11 protein-coding genes are annotated in these 21,578 nt (G+C 70.2%); 8 read left to right on the top strand and 3 right to left on the bottom strand.

Annotated features, from left to right (window positions below; all coding sequences use genetic code 11):
* Positions 1-214: hypothetical protein (locus ABZD10_RS00670; protein ID WP_372884172.1), on the top strand; the 214-nt coding region annotated here is incomplete at its 5' end.
* Positions 201-1,088: a sulfotransferase gene (locus ABZD10_RS00665; RefSeq protein ID WP_372884171.1), complete on the top strand. Its 888-nt coding sequence runs from the start codon at positions 201-203 to the stop codon at positions 1,086-1,088. The genes ABZD10_RS00670 and ABZD10_RS00665, both read left to right, overlap by 14 nt.
* Here ABZD10_RS00665 and ABZD10_RS00660 read toward each other — a convergent pair.
* Positions 1,079-1,984, bottom strand: coding sequence for a sulfotransferase (locus ABZD10_RS00660; protein ID WP_372884170.1), 906 nt, complete (start codon positions 1,982-1,984; stop codon positions 1,079-1,081). The genes ABZD10_RS00665 and ABZD10_RS00660 overlap by 10 nt on opposite strands.
* Before the next feature lie 491 nt (positions 1,985-2,475).
* On the opposite strand from ABZD10_RS00660, the gene ABZD10_RS00655 reads away from it, so the two are divergent.
* From ABZD10_RS00655 to ABZD10_RS00645, 3 genes are read left to right on the top strand one after another with little or no spacing between them, the layout of a single operon-like run.
* Positions 2,476-3,339, top strand: a complete 864-nt coding sequence (locus ABZD10_RS00655; RefSeq protein WP_372884169.1) for a sulfotransferase — start codon at positions 2,476-2,478, stop codon at positions 3,337-3,339.
* Positions 3,339-4,733 (top strand): hypothetical protein, encoded by a 1,395-nt coding sequence (locus ABZD10_RS00650; RefSeq protein WP_372884168.1) that lies wholly within the window; start codon positions 3,339-3,341, stop codon positions 4,731-4,733. Before ABZD10_RS00655 ends, ABZD10_RS00650 begins: the two co-directional genes overlap by 1 nt.
* Before the next feature lie 57 nt (positions 4,734-4,790).
* The gene (locus ABZD10_RS00645; RefSeq protein ID WP_372884167.1) at positions 4,791-5,345 is read left to right on the top strand and encodes a hypothetical protein; all 555 of its coding nucleotides are present in this window, start codon (positions 4,791-4,793) and stop codon (positions 5,343-5,345) included.
* Between the two features lie 39 nt (positions 5,346-5,384).
* Here the strand turns inward: ABZD10_RS00645 and ABZD10_RS00640 are convergent, their stop codons facing one another.
* Both ABZD10_RS00640 and ABZD10_RS00635 read right to left on the bottom strand, forming a co-directional pair.
* Positions 5,385-7,166 carry an HlyD family secretion protein gene (locus ABZD10_RS00640; protein ID WP_372884166.1) on the bottom strand — a complete coding sequence of 594 codons (1,782 nt, stop codon included), beginning with the start codon at positions 7,164-7,166 and terminating at the stop codon, positions 5,385-5,387.
* Positions 7,167-7,401: 235 nt separating this feature from the next.
* On the bottom strand, positions 7,402-8,280 hold the full coding sequence (locus ABZD10_RS00635) for a hypothetical protein (protein WP_372884165.1): 879 nt from the start codon (positions 8,278-8,280) through the stop codon (positions 7,402-7,404).
* 412 nt (positions 8,281-8,692) lie between these two features.
* On the opposite strand from ABZD10_RS00635, the gene ABZD10_RS00630 reads away from it, so the two are divergent.
* The 3 genes from ABZD10_RS00630 to ABZD10_RS00620 all read left to right on the top strand — a co-directional run bounded on the left by ABZD10_RS00630 (position 8,693) and on the right by ABZD10_RS00620 (position 21,461).
* The gene (locus tag ABZD10_RS00630; protein ID WP_372884164.1) at positions 8,693-9,106 is read left to right on the top strand and encodes a hypothetical protein; all 414 of its coding nucleotides are present in this window, start codon (positions 8,693-8,695) and stop codon (positions 9,104-9,106) included.
* A gap of 77 nt (positions 9,107-9,183) precedes the next feature.
* The gene (locus ABZD10_RS00625) at positions 9,184-17,589 is read left to right on the top strand and encodes an SDR family NAD(P)-dependent oxidoreductase (protein WP_372884163.1); all 8,406 of its coding nucleotides are present in this window, start codon (positions 9,184-9,186) and stop codon (positions 17,587-17,589) included.
* On the top strand, positions 17,586-21,461 hold the full coding sequence (locus tag ABZD10_RS00620; RefSeq protein ID WP_372884162.1) for a type I polyketide synthase: 3,876 nt from the start codon (positions 17,586-17,588) through the stop codon (positions 21,459-21,461). The genes ABZD10_RS00625 and ABZD10_RS00620 overlap by 4 nt, the downstream gene beginning before the upstream one ends.
* Positions 21,462-21,578 lie beyond the last annotated feature (117 nt).

Genomic DNA, 21,578 nt, shown 5'->3' with positions numbered 1-21,578 from the left:
CTATGAGGGCGGCTTTCCGCTGTGGCGCAGCCGCGACGGCATCGACTGGCAGCTGGTCACCGGCGACGGGTTCGAAGCCAATCCCGAGACCGGCGGCGCGCGCTTCCTGCAGCCCTCGCCGGTCGGGCTGTTCCTCGGCACCGCCTCGAGCGGCAAGAGCGCGGAATTCGGCGGCGTTCAGGTCTGGTGGGGAGCCCAAGATGAGCCAGCATAGTGCCGGTAAACAGAACGCCGCCGCGCCCCCGGCGCCGATTTTCGTGCTGGCCCCGCCGCTGGGGCTGGGGGGGCATCTTGCCGCCTGTCTCGGCCGCCATGCGCAGCTGCAGAACCTGCCGGCCACCCAGCTGCTCTGCGCCGACAGCCCGGCGGCGCTGAGCGCGCGCTGGGAGGGGCGGATGCGCTTTGTCGACCACGGGCTGATCCGCGCCGTGGCCGGGCTGGTCTTCGGCGGCGAGAGCCCCGAGAACGCCGCCCGGGCGCAGGCCTGGCTGGCGGCGCGGCGGCAGGCGCCGAGCGGCGAGATCTTCGCCGCCCTCTGCGCCGCCGCGGCGCCGCGCCGGCTGGTCGACGCGAGCTTTCTCTACCCGGTGGACGCCGGCGCGCTGGCGCGTCTGGCGGCGCTTTACCCCGAGGCGCGCTATATCCATTTCCTGCGCCATCCCGGCGCCTGTTTCGACGGCCCCGAGGCGGCGCAGAGCCGCAGCGAGGCGCTGTGGCTGAAACCGCATCTCGCGATCCACGCCTTCCTGCAGGAGCGCCCGGCCGGGGCCTGGATCCGGCTGCGCCAGGAGGCGCTGGCCGCGGCGCCCGGGGCGCTGCTGGACGGGGTGCTGGCGTGGCTCGGCCTGGCCGCGCCTGACGGGGCGGCGGGCGCGGGGGAGGCGCTCACCGATCCCGGCCGGCCGGCGGATTTTGCCCGCAGGGGCCCCGAGCCGAGCCCCTATGGGGTCGACCCGGAACTGGTCGCCGACCCGGAGCTGGCGCGGCTGTTCGACACCGCCGATGCCGAGGCCGCGGCGCGGGGCTGGGAGGCGGCCGGCTTCGACAATGAGACCCGGCAGATGGCGCGCCTGTTCGGTTACCTGTAGCCGAGCTGGTAGCCGAGCCGGGCGATGGTGTCGCGATAGCCGCTGGCGCCCGGCGAGCTGGTGTCGAAGGAGATCGGCTTGGCCACCACCGGCTTGCCGGAATATTTCGGGTTCTCGATGAAGGAGCCGGAGAGGCCGCCATGGGCATTGTCGGGGCCGCGATGGGCGAAGGGGTTGTTCTCGGGGTGCATCATGCCCTCGATGATCGCGTCATCGGCATCGAGACCGGTCCATTCGCAGATCTGCCGCAGGTAGGGGGCGGCATCGGTGAGGAACTCTTCGCCATGCAGGTTCATGCAGCGGCCCTGGGGCAGGGTCTCCATGAAGTCGAGGATGGTGCTGGTGAAGCGCAGGTAGTATTCGTCGAGGCTGAACTTCTCCATCATCCGGCCGTATTTCTTGCCCTTGCCCTTTTCCAGGGCGTCGTCGATGCGGTTCTGCATCGAGTTCATGATGCTTTCGGGCTGGCGGGTGATATGCAGGTAATAGGCATCGGGCCAGGCCTCGCGGACCCGGTTCAGGGTGGTGGTGTCGCGGCAGGTCGAGATGCTTTTCTCGACGATGCCCTGCGGCGCTGCCTGTTCGGCGAGGTAATGGGCGATCTCGCGGTAGGACCAGTCGGCGCGGGCCTCGAGGAATTCCTCGGCGGCGGCGATGGTCTCGTCGGTCTGCGCGCCCTCGTGGAAATGGGCGATGCTGCGCAGCAGGCCGGCCAGGCGGCGGCGGTTGGGGCCGCGGCCGAAGCGTTTCAGCATCGCGCCCAGCGTGTCGTCGCGGAAGATATTGGTTTCCGGCAGGCCGATCAGGTCGGGGTGTTCGCCGATCATGCAGCAGATCACCGAGGTGAAGGAGCGGCCGGTGCCGAGGATGATGATGGGGGGGGGCGTGCTGGACAAATGAAATCTCCTGAAAAGGGGTGCGGCGGCGCGGGCGGGCGCGGCACCGGGCCCATTCTGGCCCATTCTGGCCTGTTGTGGCCCGTTGTGGCCTGTCGTGATCGGCGGCGGTTCGGGTGGTCAATCTCGAACCGGACTATGCCCCGGCGGGCGGATTTCGGCAAGCGCGCAATCCCCCGGCAATCCCCCGGCGATCCCCTGCCGCGCGCCCCGGCATTCTTGTGCACAGCCGGATTGAACATGACAAGCGTATTGGAGTAGGGTGGCCGGGGATTGTATTGAAGCAGGGTGTTCACGGGTCGCATCGGACCTGCGCCCGGATTGGGCCTGGAAGAGATTGCGAGAAGACCCCTGTCGACAAGCGGCCATGATCGCCCGTGCCATGCGACCCCACCGGGGTGCGGCACCGTGCTGAGCAGACCCCGTGCCCCCGCCCGAGATGCCGCCGCCCCGGGGCGGCCCCCCCGTTCCCAGCAGACACGGAGCCTGTGATGTCGGTTTTCATTCTCTGTACCATGCGCTCCTATTCCTCGCTGATCTGCGCGATGCTGGGCGAACACCCCGAGCTCTACGGCCTGCCCGAGATCAACCTCGCGGTGGCCGAGGATATCGGCGGCATGATGGATTTCTACCAGCGCCGCCCGCACGGGCTGCACGGGCTGATCCGCAGCGTGGCCCAGCTCAGGAGCGGCGCCACCAATGACGACACGGTGGCCGAGGCCGAGGCCTGGATCGCGGCCCGGCGCGACTGGTCGACGCGGCGGATGCTGGACTGGATCGAGGCCGAGGTGGCGCCGCGCCGGATCATCGACAAGAGCCCGGTGCTGGTGCGCGCGCCGGCGATGCTGGAGCGCCTGTACCGGATGCGCCCCGAGGCCCAGTTCCTGCATGTCGTGCGCCAGCCGGCGGCGGTCTGCCGCTCGATCGACCGGCTGAACGCGGCCATCGACGCCGAGACCGGCAAGTCGCTGAGCCGCCGGGTCGACGCCGAGCAGGTCTGGCTGAAATGCAACAACAACGTGCTCGAGTTCCGCAAGCGCTGCGCCCCGGGCCAATGCCTGACGCTGCAGGGCGAGGCCTTTCTGGGCCAGTTCGACCGCTATGCGCCGCAGCTCTGCGAATGGCTGGGCATCCGCAGCGACGCCGAGGCCATGGCGGCCATGCTGCACCCGGAACGCTCGCCCTATGCCTGCCTCGGCCCCGAGGCGGCGCGCTATGGCAATGATCCCAATTTCCTCAAATCGCCCGCCTTCACCCCGCGCCCGATCGAGATCGAAGCGGTCGCCGACGGGGTCGACGGGCGGGCCTTCAAACCGCGCACGCTGAAGATCGCGCGCCAGCTGGGGTATGCGTGATGCTGGATCCGACCACACTTGAAATCATCGGCGATCATGGCATCGGCAACCCGCGCAGCCGCGTCGCCCACAGCTGCGCCGTCTTCCGCGACCGGCTCTATCTCGGGGTCACCCACCCCAATGGCGAGGGCCCCGAGGACGCGGCGCGCATCCTGAGCTATGATTTCGCCGCCGGCGACTGGCAGGAGGTGCACCGCTCGCCGCTGCGCCCGGCCGACGAGCGCGCCTTTGCCGCCGATATCCTGCGCCCCGGCGGCGGCCGCCGGGTGGTGGCCCCCGAAGGGGTGCCGCGCGAGCGCGGCTTTCGCGGCATGTGCGTGTTTCAGGGCGCCTCGGACCCGGCGCCGGCGCTTTATGTCAGCACCATTTCCAACTGGGGCGGGCTGATCCTGCGCAGCGCCGATGGCGAGAACTTCGAGGTGGTCTCCGAGCCCGGTCTGGGGGACAGCCGGCTGCTGTCCTTCCGCGCCCTGGTGCCCTTCAAGGGGCGGCTCTTCACCACCCCGATCGGCTCGATTTCCGAGGGCAAGCTGGATCGCAACGGCACCATCGAGCCGACCATCTTCACCAGCGACGACCCGGCCAGGGGCGGCTGGCAGCGGGCCAGCGCGCCGGGCTTCGGCGACAGCCGCAACGGGGTGGTGTTCCAGCTGGCGCCGCTGGGGGATTATCTTTATGCCGGCACCGGCAACCCGACCCGCGGCTTCGAGATCTGGCGCACCCGCGCCGAGGGCAAGCCGCCCTTCAAATGGGAGCGGGTGCTGGCGCGCGGCGCCGGGCGCTTCTCGCTCAATGCCAGCGTCGCCTCGATGGTGCCCTTCAACGGCGCGCTCTATATCGGCACCGGGCTGCCCGGGCTGGGCCGCGACCGGGCGCATGACATCGGCCCCGCCGCCGCCGAGCTGGTCCGCCTGTGGCCGGACGGGTCCTTCGAGGTGGTGATGGGCGAGCCGCGGTTCTCGGACAGCGGCCTGCAGGTGCCGCTGTCGGGGATGATGCCGGGGTTCGACGATGCCGCCAATTCGGTGATCTGGCGCATGGCGGTGTTCAACGGCACCCTGATCGTCGCCACCCACCACTGGGGCATCTACCGTTTCCTGATGGGCAGCGACGCGGCGCCGCGCGGCGGCTTCCACCTCTGGGCCTCGACCGACGGCGAAACATTCACCCCGATCACCACCGACGGGTTCGACGACCCTTTCGCGGTCGGCATCCGGGCGCTGGTGCCGACCGAGCACGGGCTGGTGATCGGCACCGACGACCACGGGGTGCTGCGCCAGCGCGCGGCGCGGCAGGGGGCCGAGGTCGATCTGGGCGAGGGCAGCGGGCTCAGGATCTCGCTGTGCCAGGACCCGGCGCCCCACGGCGCCCCGGCGCTGGGGCCCTTCGGCTAGTTCGCGCCCGGCCCCGGCAGGGGGCGGGCCCCGTTCCACAAATCTGGAGAATGAGAGATGAGCGATCAAAAAGGCTCGGATGATGCAAAGAAGCGGCTCGACCGGCTGAAGGCGATGCAGGCGCGCCACGCCAGGCAGCAGCCGGCGGAACCGGCCCCGGCGGCAGAGGCTCCGGCCCCTGCACAGGCCGCCCCGGCCGCCCCGGCGGCTGCCGGCGGGCGGGCCCAGAACCCGATCGTCCAGAAGCTGCGCAAGGCGCTCTCGACGCCCGAGGGCGGCATCGACGAGCGCAAGGCCAAGATGCTGCTGCAGTTCATCCGCACCCAGGCCCAGGACCCGGCGGCGCCGCGCCACGACATGGCCAAGAAACTGCTGGATGTGGTGCAGAACATGGACCCCGAAAAGCGCCGGCGGCTGCTTGGCGCGCTGGGTCAGGGTGGCAAAGGCGCGGCCGGGCAGGGCGCGGGCAAGGGGCTGGGCGCCATGCTGCGCGGCCGCGCCCAGGCCGGCGGTGGTGCCAAGGCCGGCGCCGGCAAGACCGGCAAGGCAGGCGGCGGCGATGAGACCGCCACCGGCGAGCCCTGGTTCGACGATCTGGTGAACGGTCTGTAACGCGCCGGGCGGCGGCCCGGAGGCCGCCGCCTGCCGCCTTTACGGCACCCAGGACCAGACCTCGACGTCGAAGAAACGCACGATGAGCCGGGTGAACACCACCCAGGCCGGGAAGACCCCGGCGTCGATCTTGGCCTGTCCGGTCATATTGGCATTCAGCTTGCCATCGGGGTTGGGCACCTCGACATGGACCCGCACCACGCGGCCGAAATCACGCTCTTCGGCGCGCGGCGCCAGGCGTTTGACGCTGCCGTAGACACTGGTGCCGGTGTCCGACCACAGCCGCATCTCGACCCGGGCATCGACCCGCACGTCCTCGATCGAGGTCTCGGGCACCTCGATCATGGCGATCACGGTGCGGTTGTCCTCGAGCTCGGCGAACAGCCCGCCCTCGGGCAGGTAGGTGCCGATCGGCACCTCGGTCATGGTGCTGACCACCTGGCCGCTGACCGTGGCCCGCACATAGGTCTGTTCCAGCTTCAGCTCGGCGAACCTCAGGTCCTCGAGGTTGCGCGCGATCTCGGCCTGGGCCGAGGCAATTTCCTGCGGTGTCGCCTGTTCGCTGACCAGGGCGAGGCTGGATTCCTGCTCGGCCACCCTGGCGGCGGCGAGCCGGTGGTTGGCGCGGGCATCCTCGACCCGCGAGTCCGAGATCACCCCGGCCTCGAGCAGCTGTTCCTGGCGCTCGAGCGCGGTGGCGGCGATCTCGAGCTGGATCTTGGCGGTGGCGACCCGCTGTTCGGCGACCGCGATCTCGCTTGGCTTGGGGCCCTCGATCAGGGCGTCGAGCTCGACCTCGAGGCGGGTGATCTCGGCCTGGCGCACCGCGACGTCGCGTTTCTCGTCCCAGTTCGACAGCACCGCCAGCACCGCGCCGGCCTCGACCCAGTCGCCCTCTTCGACATCGACCTGGACGATCTCGCCGTCGGTGCGGGCGCGCACCTCGGCCCGGTCCAGCGGCTGGATGATGAATTCGCCGCCGACCTCCATCGCATAGGGGCGGGTGAGGGCGAAGATCAGCAGCCCCAGCACCGCCAGCCAGAACAGGCGCCGGAACCACGAGCCGCGGGCGCCGCCGCTGCGGGCCTCGACGCGCAGCACCCGGTCGAGATCGTCGCGGGCCCGGTCGGGGGCGCTCTGCCGCGGCCGGTCGGGAAGATCGGCTTTCTTCTTCTTGCGCCGCCGCGCCGGTGTCGCGGGCTCGGCGCGCAGGGCCGGGGGCGGGGGGCTGCCGGCCGGGCTGCCCTTGGCGCGGCCCGACGGGCGGTCGGCCTTGCTTTCGGCCCCGGTTGCTGCCCCGGTTGCTGCCCCGGTTTCTTCCCCTGTCTCGGGTTTGGTTTCGGCCCCGGCTGCATCTCCGGCCGCATCCCCGGTTCCGGCGGCGGTGTCGGCCCCGGTTTCGGCCACGGTTTCGGCCCCGGTGTCAGCCCCGGTGTCGCCGGTAGTGTCCGGCGGCGCGGCCTTCCCGGTCACTGTTTCGGTCTCTGCCCCGCTGTCGGTCTCTGCCCCGGTCTCTGTCCCTGTCTCTGTCCCGCTGTCGGGGCCGCTCTCGGGGGCCTCGGGGGCCAGCAGATCCTCGAGCGCCGAGGAGAGGTCGTCGATCTCCGCGTCTTCGGCGTCGAGGGCCAGCAGCGCCTCGAGCATGTCCTCGGCCGCCTGGTCGGCGGCGCTCTCGGCCGCCGCCTGTTCGGCGGGGCTTGGCGATGGTGTCGCCGGCGTCGCCTCGCGCAGCGGGTCGGCATTGGCCGCGCGGGGGGATTTGCGGCCCCGCCTGCCGGGGGGCTGCGCCTTGGCACTGCGACGATGATCGCTTGAAGTCATGTCTGTCTCGTTCACTTGATGTCGCGCCGGGAAGAGCCTGCTTGCAAAGACCCGCCCGGATGCGGACTGCCCGGTGCCGCCTCTACGGCTTTCGGGCCACTATATCGCATTTGTCCTGCCTGGTGTAACCGCCTGGCGGCGCTTTCGCCGCGATGACGCATTTTTACCCGTCTTCTTGCCCGTCTTCTTGCCTGTCTCCTCGCCCGTGTTCCCGCCCGTGTTCCCGCCCGCCGGTTCAGCCGGTGCGGGCCGGCTGGCGCCAGTTCCTGCGGCTGACCAGGAAGTGGATCGCCGCGGCCAGCACGAAGCAGAAGATCAGCACCCCGGCGCCCTGGAACTGCGCCTCGAGCGTGCCCGCCACCACCGACAGGACCGAATAGAGCAGCACCGCCGTGAAGACGATCGAGGCCAGCGCATAGAGCACCATCACCCGCTTCAGGCGCGGGGTCAGCCCGTCGGGGGCGGGGCGGCGCGTCGCCAGCATGTAGGTCAGGCGGAAGCTGTCGCGGTGCAGCGTCGGCCGGCCGAGCCGGGCGCAGAGCCAGTTGCTGCCGTCGAGCGGCAGCAGCGGGTTGGCGACGAAGACGAAGGAGCCGAAGCCGGTGATGCCGAGCGCCAGCAGCACCTCGGCGGCGCCGCTGCCGCTGCGCCGGACGATGGCCCAGCCCAGCATGCCGACGGCAAACAGCACCACCTTGGCCAGCAGGGTGGCGGCATAGCAGCTGCGGCGCTGCGCCAGCGGCAGTTTGCGGATCGGGCTGCGGTCGACGTAAAAGCGCGGGATCAGCCCGAAGCGCAGGGTGACGCCGAATTCCTGCGGATCGCCGCGGAAATGGCCCAGCACGATGCCGAGGGCCAGCTTGCTGGCCAGGTTGCTGCTCAGCATGCTGGCCACCATGCTCTGCCAGAAGCTCAGCTGGAACATCACCCGCTCGACATGGGCCAGCATCTCGTACCAGCTGAAGGCGGCGGCGAGGCCGGCAAAGAGGGCGCAGGGCCAGATCAGCCAGACCATCCAGCGCAGCGGCGCCAGGCCGTCGGCAAGGAAGCGGAACAGCCGCGTCGGGTTGAACCAGACCCAGGTATAGGGCCGGCTGGCGCCCTGCCGCGTCATCGCGGACCGGCCTTTGCGGCGCGGCCGACTGTGGTATTCTTGACGCCCATCAGGGAAACTTCCCCTCTCGTGTTGTGCCTGAAAAATGTCACCAATAGAAATCAAACGATACGGCAGGACCACCCTTTGCACCGGCGCTGTCGCCAGCGCAAATGATGTGGCAATTTTTATTAACGAATGTATAGTGTCCTATGACGCGGAACGATGGCTGGAGATTGTAAATATCGATATGTATCGGGAGGTTAACGCCTTCCGACGCAGATTGAATGTTGTTTGAGGTATTTTGCAACTTTCGAATATGCTGTTCATTATGCTGTTCATGTCGCCAGACATTTGTGAAGAGGGGTCGGCCAGGGGAGGAAACGCCGCGCCCGTCGAGGAAAGTGGAGCTTTGTGAAAGATGGTGGAAAAAGTGAAAGATCAGAACCGGGATGCGGCCGAAGGGTCGTCGAATTTCAAGTCGAAACTCAAGGGCCGCCTGTCGGATGCCGACAAGGGCAAGAAGGACCGGCTGATGCAGTTCACGCTGAAGCTGCGCGCGGTGCTGGTCAACACCCCGGCCGACAGCCAGGGCATGGTGCCCGACACCCCCTTCAGCCAGGCCGGCGTGGTGCGGATGATGGATCTGCTGAACCAGCGCGCCGGCAAGACCGACAGCAGCGGCAGCAAGGTGGCGGCGCAGCTGATCAAATACCTGCAGCCCAAGGACGACAAGGATCCGGCGATTGCCGGGGTCAGCATCGAGCGGCTGCAGACCCTGAGCCGGCGCACCGACAAGGTCTATGATCTGAGCATCGCCAAGAGCGTGCGCGGCAAGCGCGGCTAGCGGCCGCGCGCTGCCGCGGGCCGGGCGGCCCGTGGCGCGATGCCGGGAGAAGGGTGTCTCGGGGAGTATTGAGAATCATGGGTGTTTCGCAACCACAAGCCATTGCCGGGGCGCCGTCCGGCGGCGGCGACCGTTTGGCCTCGGACTGTCCGGTTCTGGACTGTCTCGTGCTGGTGCCGCGGGGGCTGGACGGCCGCCGCCTGCTGCGCGCCGCCGAGCGCGCCGGTGGCCTGGGGCTGCTGCAGCCGGGCGCCGGGACGGGCGCGGCAGAGATGGGGGCAGAGATCGCGGCGGCGGTCGCGGTCGGCGTGTCGCGGCTTGGCGTGCTTGCCGCCGCCGCCGCCGATCTGAAGGCCCTTGCCGGGCTGAAATCGCCGGCGCTGACCACCGCGCTGACCACCGCGATGACCACCGTGCTGGCCCCGGTCGAGGTGCTGCATGCGGCCCGCGCCGAGGCCCGGAAACTGCGCCGGCAGGGGGTGAGGCTGCTGGCGGTCGCCCTCCAGTGCGACGACCGCAGCCTGGCGCTGGCGCCCGAGATCGACGGCTATGTGCTGAAGGGTCATGAATGTGGCGGGCTGGTCAGCGAACAGACCGCCTTCGTGCTGTTGCAGGGCTTTGCCCGGGCCAGCGATCTGCCGCTCTACGTGATGGGCGGGGTGACCCCGGCCACGGCGGCGGCGGCGCGGGTCGGCGGCGCGGCGGGCGTGGTGCTGGGCGACGAGATCATGCTGCTGGCCGAGACCGGGCTGGCGGATGCGAGCCTGCGCAAGCGCATCGAGCGCCTGTCGGGCTCGGAAACCCTGCAGGTCGAACACCCGAGCGGGGATTATTACCTGCGCGGCCTCGGCGGGCCGGGCGCGCGCCAGGCCGATGCGCTGGTGCAGCGGCTGCGCGCGGCGCAGGATGAGGCCGGTGAGAGCGCCGGCGCGCGCGGCGGTGAGACGGGCGGGGAGGACCCCTGCCTGCCGCTGATGGCCGAGATCGCCGAGACCTTCTCCTGGCAGGCCGCGGCCGAGATCAGGCCCGGCGGCATGGGGCTGGCCCTGGCCGGGCCGCTGGCGCGCAAATATGCCACCCTGGGCCGTGTCATGGGCGCCATCGCCGCCGCCGTGGCCGATCTGCCGGGGGCCGCCGCCGCCCGCCGGGCGCTGGCCGAGAACGGCCCGCTGGCCGCGCTGTTCGGCACCCGCTATCCGATCGTCCAGGGGCCGATGACCCGGGTCTCGGAAGTCTCGGATTTCTCGCGCCATGTCGGCGCCGGCGGGGCGCTGCCGATGGCGGCGCTGTCGCTCTTGAAGGGGCCGGATGTCGAAACGCTGCTGGCCGGGACCCGCGATCAGATGCAGGGCATGCCCTGGGGCGTGGGCATGCTGGGCTTTGCCCCCAAGGAGGTGCTGGAGCCGCAGTTCGCCGCCGTCGACCGGGTGCGGCCGGATTTCGCCATCATCGCCGGGGGCCGCCCGGATCAGGTGGCCAAGTTCGAGGATATGGGCATCCGCACCTTCGTCCATGCCTCGACGGTGAGCCTGATCTGCGGCAACCTCGACGACGGCATGCGCCGTTTCGTCATCGAGGGCCGCGAATGCGGCGGCCATATCGGCCCGCTGACCAGCTTCGTGCTCTGGGGCGCGATCGTCGAGGCGCTGCTCGATCACCCGGTGATCGACAAGCAGGGCTCGAAAGTGCAGATCGTCTTTGCCGGCGGCATCCATGATGCGGCCTCGGCGGCGATGGTGGCCACCCTTGGCGAGCCGCTGGCGCAGAAGGGGGTGAAGATCGGCGTTCTGATGGGCACCGGCTATCTCTTTACCCGCGAAATCGTCGCCTCGGGCGCCATCCTGCCCGAGTATCAGAGCGTGGCGCTGGACTGCGACAGCACCCAGTCGCTCTGGGAAGGGCCGGGCTATGCCAACCGCTGCGCCCATACGCCGATCGCCGAGGAGATCCGCCACAAGCGCCGCGAGATGGAAGCCGGTGGCGCCTCGGTGACCGAGGTGCGCCATGCCATCGAGGCGATCTCGCTGGGCCGTCTGCGCATGGCCTCCAAGGGCATTGCCCGGCTCGGCGCCGGCAGCCCGATCACCGAGATCGACCAAGAGCAGCGCTATCGCGAAGGCATGTATATGATCGGCCAGGTCGCCGCCTTTCATGACCAGGCGATCACCATCGGTGAGCTGCACGACAGGGTCTCGGCCGGATCGGTGGCGCATTTGCAGGCATTTGCCAGACCCCTGCCCGCCGTGGCCGCCGAACCGGCACCGCCGCCGGCGGATATCGCCATTGTCGGCATGGGCACGCTGTTGCCCGGCTCGGACACGCTGGCGGCCTATTGGCGGCGCATTCTCTCTGGCGAAAGCGCGATCCGCGAAGTGCCCGAGGACCGCTGGGACCAGGAGGCCTATTTCGACGCCGACCGCAATGCGCGGGACCGCAGCTATTCGCGCTGGGGCGGCTTCCTCGAGGATGTGGAATTCGATCCGCTGGCCTATGGCATCCCGCCCTCGACCCTGGGCTCGGTGGACCCGATGCAGCTGCTGTCGCTGGAGCTGGTCTCGGATGTGATGAAGGATATCTCGCTCGGCGCCGAGGACAGCGGCGATCGGGCGCGGGTCTCGGTGATGCTGGGCTTTTCCGGGGGCATCGGCGAGATGGGCGGCGCCTATGTGGCGCGCACCGAGCTGCTGCGGCTGCTGGGCGCCGATCTGCCCGAGGAGCTGCTGGCCCGCCTGCCGGAATGGACCGAGGACAGTTTCGCCGGCACCCTGCCCAATGTCTCGGCCGGGCGGGTCGCCAACCGCTTTGATTTCGGCGGCACCAATGTCACCGTGGACGCGGCCTGTGCCTCGTCGCTGGCGGCGATCTACCAGGGGGTGATGGAGCTCGAGAGCGGCCGCGCCGACATGGTGGTGGCGGGCGGTATCGACACCCAGCAATCGCCCTTTGGCTATATGTGTTTCGCCAAGACCGGGGCGCTGTCGCCGCGCGGCATGTGCAACACTTTCGACGTCGATGCCGACGGTATCGTGATCTCCGAGGGTCTGGCCGCCATCGGCCTCAAGCGGCTGGCCGATGCCGAGGCGGCGGGCGACCGCATCTATGCCGTCATCAAGGGTGTCGGCGCCTCGTCGGACGGCCGCGCCAAGGGGCTGACCGCGCCCCTGCCCAAGGGCCAGAAACGCGCCCTGCGCCGCGCCTATGGCCAGGCCGGCTATGCGCCGACCACGGTCGATCTCTTCGAGGCCCATGGCACCGGCACCGTGGCCGGCGACCGGGCCGAGCTGGAGACCGTGTCGGACGTGCTGTTCGAAGAGGGCGCCGCCGCCGGCTCGGCCGCCATCGGCTCGGTGAAGACGCTGATCGGCCATACCAAGGCCTCGGCCGGGGTTTCGGGTCTGATCAAAGTGGCTCTGGGGCTGCATCACAAGGTGCTGCCCCCCCATGCGCTGGTCAAGACCCCGAACCCGGCCTTTGCCACCGAGGGCATGCCGCTGTTCATCAGCCAGGCGCCGCGGCCCTGGATCGCCCGGCCGGGCCTGAAACGCCGCGCCGGGGTCAGCTCCTTCGGTTTTGGCGGCACCAATTTCCACGTCACGCTCGAGGAATATGCCGACCCGCTGGCCGAACCGGCCAAGGTCGAGCTGGGCCGCGCCGCGGTGCCGCTGGCGCTGGCCGCCGAGAGCACAGAGGCCCTGCAGGCCGAGATCGCGCGGCTGATCGCGGCGCTGACCGCGGGCGAGGTCTCGACCCCCAGGGCGCTGGCGATGCGCGCCGCCGGGATGTCGACCACCGCGACCACCGGTGCCCCGGTGGCCCCGGTGCGGGCCGGTTTCCTGGCCGACACGCTGGCCCAGGCGCTGGAAAGGCTCGAAGGGCTGCTGGCGCATCTGGCAACCGGCGCCGCCCTGCCGCGCGGGGTGCATTTCTCGGCCGCGCCCGAGCTGTTGACGGGCGGCAAGCTGGCCTTCGTCTATCCCGGCCAGGGCTCGCAATATCCCGGCATGATGCGCGAGGGCGCGCTGCTGGATCCGGTGATGCTGGACCGGTTCGACCGCGCCGAGACGGTGCTGGCCGACACCCCCAGCTTTGCCGACAGGCGGCTGGCGCAGCTGCTGTATCCGGGCGCGGCTTTCGAGCGGGCGCAGAAACAGGCGCAGATGGCGGCGCTGACCGAGACCCAGATCACCCAGCCGGCGCTGGGGGCGGTGGAATCGGCGCTGACCGCGCTCCTGGCCAAGCTCAATGTGACGCCGGACATGGTCGCCGGGCACAGCTATGGCGAGTTCGTCGCCCTGCATGTCGCCGGGGTGCTGGGCTATGAGGATCTGATTCGCCTTTCCGAGGCCCGCGGCCGGGCGATGGTGTCGAACGGCGACCCCGCGCGTCCCGGCGCCATGGCGGCGGTGGCCGCCGACCGCGCCGCCACCGAGGCCGCGATCAAGGGCATGGAAGGCGTCACGGCGGTCAATTTCAACAGCCCCTCGCAGACCGTGATCGCCGGCGCCGCGGATGCGGTCGAGGCGGCGATGGCGGCGCTGAGCGAGGCCGGGCTCGATGTGCGCCGGGTGCCGGTCAGCCAGGCCTTCCATTCGCCGCTGATGCATGGGGCGCGCGATGATTTCGACCGGGCGCTGGCCGGCGTCAGCTGGCAGAAACCGCGGATCCCGGTCTATTCCAACACCCGGGGCGGGGTGCATGGCAAGACCCTGAAGGCGATGCGCGAGACCATGAGCGCGCATCTGGTGAGCCCGGTGGATTTCGTCGGCATGGCCCGGTCCATGGCCGATCAGGGGGCCACGGTCTTTGTCGAAGTGGGGCCGAAATCGGTGCTTTCGAGCCGGCTTTCCGAGATTCTCGGGCCCGAGGCGGCGCGCTATATCGCGCTGGACCGTTCGGGCGGCAGCGCCGCCGGGCTGCTCGACGGGCTCCTGGCGCTGTTTGTCGCCGGGGCGCCGGTGGATTTCGCCGCCCTCACCGAGGGTATGGCGGCGCCCGAGCCGCGCAAACTGCCGGCCCCGGCGCGCCAGCTCTGGCTGCTCAACGGCGGCTATGCGCGCCGCGCCGACCAGCCGCCGCGCAACGTCAGGGCCAGCGCCCCCGCGCGCCTGACCGGCCTGACCGGCCTGACCGGTTTGACGGGGCTGACGGGGCTGGCCCCCGGAACCGAGCAAACCCTTCCTGTGCCCGCTGCCTCGGGCACGTCACCCTCAACTGCAAGGACATTGGAGTTTATGGAGATACGACCAAAACACTTTCCGCAGTTCGATCACGGGGCCGGGAGCCCCGAGGTTCTTGCGAATTTCCACCAGATGATGAGTGATTTCCTGCGGGTGCAGGAAAACGTCATGCTGGCCTATCTCGGCCAGGAGGGCGCCGCCCTGCCGGCGCAGCCCGCCGCCGAGGCCATGGCCGCCGCACAGGTGGCCGCACAGGTGGCCGCGCCGGTTGCCATGCCGACGCCGCAGCCCGCACCGGCGCCCGCACCGGCCCCTGCACCGGCCGCCGCACCGGCCCCTGCACCGGCACCGGCCCCCGCTGCCGTGGCAGCCCCGGCGCCGGCCGCTGCTCCTGCTCCTGCTCCGGCGCCCGCACCGGCCCCGGCGGCCGCGGCGGAGGTCTCGGAAGAGGGGCTGATCGCCGCCTTCATCACCCTGGTTTCGGAAAAGACCGGCTATCCCGAGGATGCGCTGGACCCCGATCAGGATCTCGAGGCCGATCTCGGCGTCGATTCGATCAAGCGCATGGAAATCCTCGGCGCGCTGCAGAAGGTGCTGCCGCAGGCCAAGGCCGAGGCGATGCAGGCCGAGATGGAAACCATCAGCGAGCTGCCGACGATCCGCAACATCATCGAGTTCGTGGTCGCCGCCGGCGGTGACGGCGCCGCAGCCCCGGCGCCGGCAGAGGCGGGAGAAGCGCGCCCTTTTGACCTGGCCGGGGAGGCGGACGACCATGCTCCTGTGGTGCTTCCCCGGTTCGTACAGCAGGCTTTTGCCGAGCCTGCCGATCACGTCACCCCCGACCTGGCGCCCGGCGCCCGGGTGCTGGTGACGGAAACCCGTGACGATTTCCACCTGGCGGTCCTCGGGGCCCTGAGCGAGGCCGGGATGGAAGGGGTGCTGCTGCCCCGCAACATGATGGGCGCCGATGCGATGCCGGCGCTCGGCGCCTGGCTGGCCGAGAGGCGGGCAGAGAAGGCGCCGGAGGCGCTGATCTATCTCGAAGCGCGCGACGATGTCAGCGCCCAGGCGGTGGATTTCGCGGCCTGGCAGGCGCTGCACCGGCGCATTTCCAAGGGTCTGTTCCGCCTGGCCCAGGCGCTGGCGCCGGACCTCAAGGACCGCGGGCGGATCGTCGTCGCCACCCAGATGGGCGGGCTGATGGGCCGCAACGAGACCGCCGATCCGGGCCTGCGGGCGGGTTTTGCCGGCGGCGGCACGGTGGGCATCGTCAAGGTGCTCTCGCTGGAATGGCCGGGCTGCTCGTCCAAGGCGGTCGATCTCGACGTGACCCAGAGCCCCGAGGCGCGCGCCGGCCAGCTGGTGCGCGAGCTCTGTTTCCAGCCCGGGCGGCGCGAGGTCGGCTACCCCGAGGGGCAGCGCATGATCTTCCGCACCGAGCCGCGCTCGATGGCGCCGGCGCGCGCGCCGCGCCCGATGGTCGATGGCGACTGGGTGGTGCTGGCCACCGGCGGCGCCCGCGGCATCACCGCCGAATGCCTGCGCACCCTGGCGCCCTACAACCCGCGGCTGGTGCTTCTGGGCCGCTCGCCGGCGCCGGCGCCCGAGGCGCCCGAGCTGCGCGATCTCGATGTGGCGGGGCTGCGGGCGCATTACCTGGCCGAGGCCAAGGCCGCCGGCGACAGGCCCAAGCCGAGGGACATCGAGGCAAGGGTCAACCGCCATCTCGGCCAGCGCGACATGAGCCGCAACCTGGCGGATCTGGCGGCGCTTGGCGCATCGGTGGAATACCACGCGGTCGATGTCTGCGACGGCGCGGCCGTGGGGGCGCTGATGGAGGGGCTTTACGCGCGCCATGGCCGCATCGACATGCTGGTGCATGGCGCCGGGCTGATCGAGGACGGCTTCATGGAGAAGAAGAGCCCGGAAAGCTTCGACCGGGTCTTCGACACCAAGGTCGACGCCGCCTTCCACCTGGTGAAGAACCTGCGCCCCGAGACCCTGCAGGCCATCTGTTTCTTCACCTCGGTCGCGGGGCGCTACGGCAACCGCGGCCAGATCGATTATGCGGCGGCCAATGAGACGCTGAACCGCCTGGCCTGGGATCTCAGGCGGCGCTGGGACCATGTCACGGTGAAGGCGATCAACTGGGGCCCCTGGGGCCAGACCACCACCGGCGCCGGCATGGTGACCCCGGATGTGCGGGCGCAGTTCCTGGCCCGCGGCATCGGCATGGTCGAGGCCGGCCCCGGCGCCGATTTCTTCTTCAAGGAGATGTTCTGGGCCCCGGCGCGCGAAGTGGAAAGCGTCGGCTGGGTGGCCGATGGCGAAACCATGGAGGACGCGGTCTGCGCGCTGCCCGAGCGCCCCGAGCAGACCCGGGTCGGCGCCGGCCTGCCGCTCTTGTCGCGGGCGGTGAAGCGCGAGAACGGCAAATGCGAGGTGATCTGGCGCTTTGACGCGGTCAATGCGCCCTATGTCGACCATCACCGTTTTGACGGTCACGGGGTGCTGCCCTATGCGGCGATGATGCAGATGATGACCGAGGTGCCGCGCATCTTCGGCCTGACGCAGCCGGTGATCGAGATCCGCGACATGGCGATGCTGAACGGCATCACGCTGGAACATGGCGCCCGGGACCTGCATTTCGAACTGGAAGACGCCGGCGAGGATGGCGGCCGCAGGGTCACCGTGCGCAGCGCGCACCGGCCCGACCGGGTGGCCTATCGCGCCACGATCCAGCTTGGCGAGCTGGCGCCGGCGCCGGCCGATCAGCCGCTGCAGCCGGTGACCACCCCCTGGGACGGGCCCGGCCTGGGCGCGATCTATGCCGGCTGGCTCAGCCACGGGCCGCGCTTCCAGTCGCTGGTGGCGCTGGAGGGCTGCGAGGCGCAGGCCATCCAGGCGCGGCTGCGGCCCACCGCCCGCGCCGCCTTCGTGCCCCATGGCGAGGAGGGCAGCTGGGCTTTCGACCCCAGCCTGATCGACGGGCTGCTGCAGCTGGTCTGGATCTGGTCGCGCCGCTTCCAGGGCGCCTCGACGCTGCCGCTGTCCTTTGCCCGGGTGCGCCGCTTTGCCGGCGGCCCCGACACCGGCCCCGATACCGGCCCCTATACCGGCAGGGTGCAGATCCTCAGCGGCGCGGAGGATTCCAATATCCTCTGCGACCTCCGCCTTTATGACGGCAGCGGCGCGCTGGTCTGCCATTTCGAACAGTTCGCGGGCCTGTCCTCGCCGCAGCTCAACCGTCTTTCCGGCGGCTGGCAGGGCGGCATCAGCCCCGAGAGTCAAAGAGTAGGTGCATGATGAGTGGACTTGAGGATATTGCCATTGTCGGCATGGCGGGGCTCTACCCCAAGGCGCCCGATATCGACGTGTTCTGGTCCAATATCCTGAACAGGGTCGACGCGGTCACCGACAGCCCCGAGGGCTGGCTGGGCAATGGCGCGATCTACGATCCCGAAAGCACCGACATCAGCAAGATCTATACCCGCAAGGGCGGCTTTCTCGGCGACCTGGGGCGGTTCGATGCCCGCGCCTTCGGCACCATGCCGCTGTCGGTCGAGGGCGCCCAGCCGGACCAGTTCCTGGCCCTGAAACTGGCCCATGACGCGCTGGTCGATGCCGGCATGACCCCGGGCAAGTTCGACGGCAGCCGCACCGGGGTGATCCTCGGCATGGCGGTGCATGCCCATCGCGCCAATACCAACGGCATCCAGCAGTTCTGGTTCGAGCCGCAGATGCGCGAGATCCTGGCCGGGCTGTTCCCCGAACTTGCCGGGGCGCGCATCGAGGCGGCGGTGGAGATGTTCCAGAACGCGCTGCCCAAGATCGCCCCCGACGCGGTGCCGGGGCTGATCCCCAATATCCTCACCGGGCGCATTGCCAACCGGCTGGATCTGATGGGGCCGAACTACATCATCGACGCCGCCTGCGCCTCGTCGCTGATCACCATCGACCTGGCGATGAACGAATTGCGCTCGGGCAATGCCGACGTGATGCTGGCCGGGGGGGTCAACACCACCACCTCGCCGCTGGTCTACGCGGTGTTCTGCAGCGTCAACGCCCTGGCCCGCGACGGGCTGATCCGCCCCTTCGGCCGCGAGGGCTCGGGCACGGTGCTGGGCGAGGGCGCCGGCATCGTGGTGCTGAAACGGCTGTCGGACGCGCTGGCCGCCGGCGATCGCATCCATGCGGTGGTCAAGGGCTCGGGCCAGTCCTCGGACGGCAAGAGCACCGGGCTGATGGCGCCGCGCCGCGAGGGCGCCGAACTGGCGGTGCGCCGGGCCTATGAGGGCTCGGGCATCGACCCGGCGACGATCGGACTGGTCGAGGCCCATGGCACCGGCATCACCCTGGGCGAGAAGGTCGAGGTCGACGCCCTGCGCGCGGTCTTCGGCGAACGCCAGGGTCCGGTGCCGAAAGTGGCGATCGGCTCGGTGAAATCGATGATCGGCCATTGCATCCCCGCCGCCGGCTCGGCCTCGGTGATCAAGATGGCGATGGCGCTGCAGAACCGGGTGCTGCCGCCGACCCTGGCCGGCGAGGTCAGCGCCGCCTCGGGGCTCGAGACCACCCCCTTCTATGTCGCCGAGGAGGCCCGGCCCTGGATCCAGAGCAGCGGCCAGCCGCGCCGGGCCGCGATCAACGCCTTCGGCTTCGGCGGCATCAACGCCCATCTGATCCTCGAGGAAAGCCCGGCCGGGCGCGAACGCGATGCCACCGCGGCCTTCTTCCGCCCGGCGCCGGGCGCCGAGACGGGCGAACAGGTCTTTGCCTTTGCCGGCGCCGACCAGGCGGCGCTGCGGGCGCGGCTGGCGGCTTTCGAGATCCCCCAGGCGGCGGGTTTCGCCGCCGCCTCGGCGGCGCTTTGGGAGGCGCTCGCAGAGGCCGGCGGCGGTCCGGCGCGGCTGGCCATCGTCGCCAGCGCCCCCGGCGATCTGGAGAAGAAGATCGCCACCGCGCTGCAGAAGCTCGAGACCCCCGGGGCGGCGCCGCTGCGCACCCGGGGCGGGATCTATTACCGGCCGGCGCCGCTGGCGGGGAAAATCGCCTTCCTATTCCCCGGCGAAATGGCCCAGTACCGGGATATGCTGAAAGAGGCCGCCCAGGGCATTCCGGCGATGCGCAGCTGGTTCGGGGATATCGCCTCGATCTCGGAAGGGCGGCGGGACATCCGCCTGCAGGATGTCATCTACCCGCCCGACAACATGGTGACGGACGAGACGGATCGGATGCTTGACGGGCTGATGCATCAGGTGGACTACGGATCGGAAATGGTCTTTGCCGCGGATCAGGCGATCTGCGAGACCCTGCGCCATGTCGGCATCGAGCCGGAGTCGATGCTTGGCCATTCGACCGGCGAGAACGCCGCCCTTGTGGCCTCGGGCAAGATGGCCATCGACCGCGCCGGGGTGCTGAGCCTGATCGGCGACATGAACCTCGCCTTCGACGCGATCGCCGCCGACGGCGCGGTGCCCAACGGGGTGCTGCTGACCGTCGCCGCCCTCGGCCGCGACCGGCTCGAAGAGATCCACGCCCAGTTCCCCGATGTCCATTTCACCATGGACAACTGCCCCAACCAGGCGATTCTCTTCGGCACCGCCAGCGATATCGACGCGCTGCAGAAACAGGTGGTGGCCGAGGGGGCGATCTGCACCCGGCTGCCGATCTCCTGGGGCTATCACACCGAATTCGTGCGCCCGATGGCGGAACGGTTCCGCGCCCTGTTCACCGACATCCCGCATCAGGACAGCCCGGTCACGCTCTGGTCCTGCGCCACCGCGCAGCCCTTCCCGAGCGGGCGCGAGGAGATGATCGAGACCGCGGTCAGCCAATATGTCAGCAAGGTGCGTTTCACCGAGGCGATCCGCAACCTCTACGAGGACGGCCACCGGATCTTCATCGAATGCGGCCCCGGCGCCAATCTCACCGCCTTCGTCGGCGACATCCTCGGCCCCGGCGACTATCTGGCGGAAGCCGCCGACAACAAGCGCCGCGGCTTTGCCGCCCAGCTGCGCCACCTGGTGGCCCAGGTCTTCGTCGCCGGCCGCGACCTGCGCCCCGCCGAGCTGGCCCGGCCGCCGGAACATCCCGACGCGGCGCATCGCCGCGCCGCCAGCGCCGCCCATCTCGCGGCCCCGGCGCTGCCCAGCGAACTGCCCTTCTGGCACATGCCGCCGGACTTCGCCTCCGGGGTCCGCGAGGCGCTGTTCGACGGTGCGGCCCCGGGGGGCGCCAGCCCCTCGGCCACCGGCTCTCAGCCTCAGCCTCAGTCTGCGTCCGCCCCGGCGGTCCCGGCCGCCGCCGCGGCACCGGCCCCGGTCACGGGGGGAATCACGGGGGCAGCGCCGCAGGGCGGCCGCGCCATGCTCGGCCATATCGGCCTGATGGAACAGTTTCTCGCCGGCCAGGACCGCATCATGCGCGGCGCCCTCGGCGCGCCGGCGTCCGGGCCAAGCGCCGGCGGCGCGCTGCGCATCGAGATGCTCGACCTGGCGCCCTATTTCGACCTGCCCTTCGATTTCCGCGCCTACCTGATGCGCGGCCGGCCCGACCTGGCCAGCATGGCCCCCTATCTCAGCGCCGCCGAACAGGCCGAGGCACAGGGGCTGGCCGGCGGCCGGGCCGAACGCTGGCAGGGCTGGAGCCTGAGCCGGCTGGCGGTCAAGCGCGCCGCCGCCGAGATGCTGACGCCGCATCTGGGGACACGGCCGCCCGAGCGCCAGATCGACATCTGCAAGGGCCCCGAGGGGGCGCCCTTTATCGCCCCGCAGGCCGGCTGGCCGGTGCCGCATATCTCGATCTCGCATCACCGCGCCACCGGGCTCGGCGCCGCCTGCGCGCCGGGCTTTGCCATCGGGCTCGACCACGAGCGCGGCGACCGCATCCGCGATGCCCGCGGCTTTCTCGAGACCATCCTGTCGCCCGAGGAGGCCGCCCGCCTGGCGCCGCGCCCGGATGCGGCCACCGCGGTGGCGCTGTGGTCGCTGAAAGAGGCCGCCGCCAAGGCGATCGGGGTCGGGCTTCAGGGCCGCCCGCAGGCCTTCGTGCTCGGCGATCTCGACCCCGGCAGCGGCCGGGCGACGGTGCTCCACGAGGGCCATCGCGTGGCGGCGCAGCTGGCCCGGATCGAGGGCGGGGTCTGTACGATTGCCTATCGGGAGATAGTTGGATAGATGAGTAAAAATTTCCAAGAAACGCGCGCAGCCCGGGCCGCAAAACCGCATTGCCGGCGCGGTGTCCGAGGTTGAATTCGGCCCCGGCGGGGCCGATATGGGATAGTGAACGAAATG

Source organism: Shimia sp. (assembly GCF_041624275.1).
Taxonomy (GTDB): Bacteria; Pseudomonadota; Alphaproteobacteria; order Rhodobacterales; family Rhodobacteraceae; genus Shimia.
This window is presented reverse-complemented; position numbering and strand designations above follow the sequence as displayed.

Bases quoted from the DNA above. Each gene is read 5' to 3' on its own strand.
- ABZD10_RS00665 (WP_372884171.1), top strand. From the start codon at position 201: ATGAGCCAGCATAGTGCCGGTAAACAGAACGCCGCCGCGCCCCCGGCG.
- ABZD10_RS00655 (WP_372884169.1), top strand. From the start codon at position 2,476: ATGTCGGTTTTCATTCTCTGTACCATGCGCTCCTATTCCTCGCTGATC.
- ABZD10_RS00645 (WP_372884167.1), top strand. From the start codon at position 4,791: ATGAGCGATCAAAAAGGCTCGGATGATGCAAAGAAGCGGCTCGACCGG.
- ABZD10_RS00625 (WP_372884163.1), top strand. From the start codon at position 9,184: ATGGGTGTTTCGCAACCACAAGCCATTGCCGGGGCGCCGTCCGGCGGC.
- ABZD10_RS00650 (WP_372884168.1), top strand. From the start codon at position 3,339: ATGCTGGATCCGACCACACTTGAAATCATCGGCGATCATGGCATCGGC.
- ABZD10_RS00620 (WP_372884162.1), top strand. From the start codon at position 17,586: ATGATGAGTGGACTTGAGGATATTGCCATTGTCGGCATGGCGGGGCTC.
- ABZD10_RS00640 (WP_372884166.1), bottom strand. From the start codon at position 7,166: ATGACTTCAAGCGATCATCGTCGCAGTGCCAAGGCGCAGCCCCCCGGC.
- ABZD10_RS00635 (WP_372884165.1), bottom strand. From the start codon at position 8,280: ATGACGCGGCAGGGCGCCAGCCGGCCCTATACCTGGGTCTGGTTCAAC.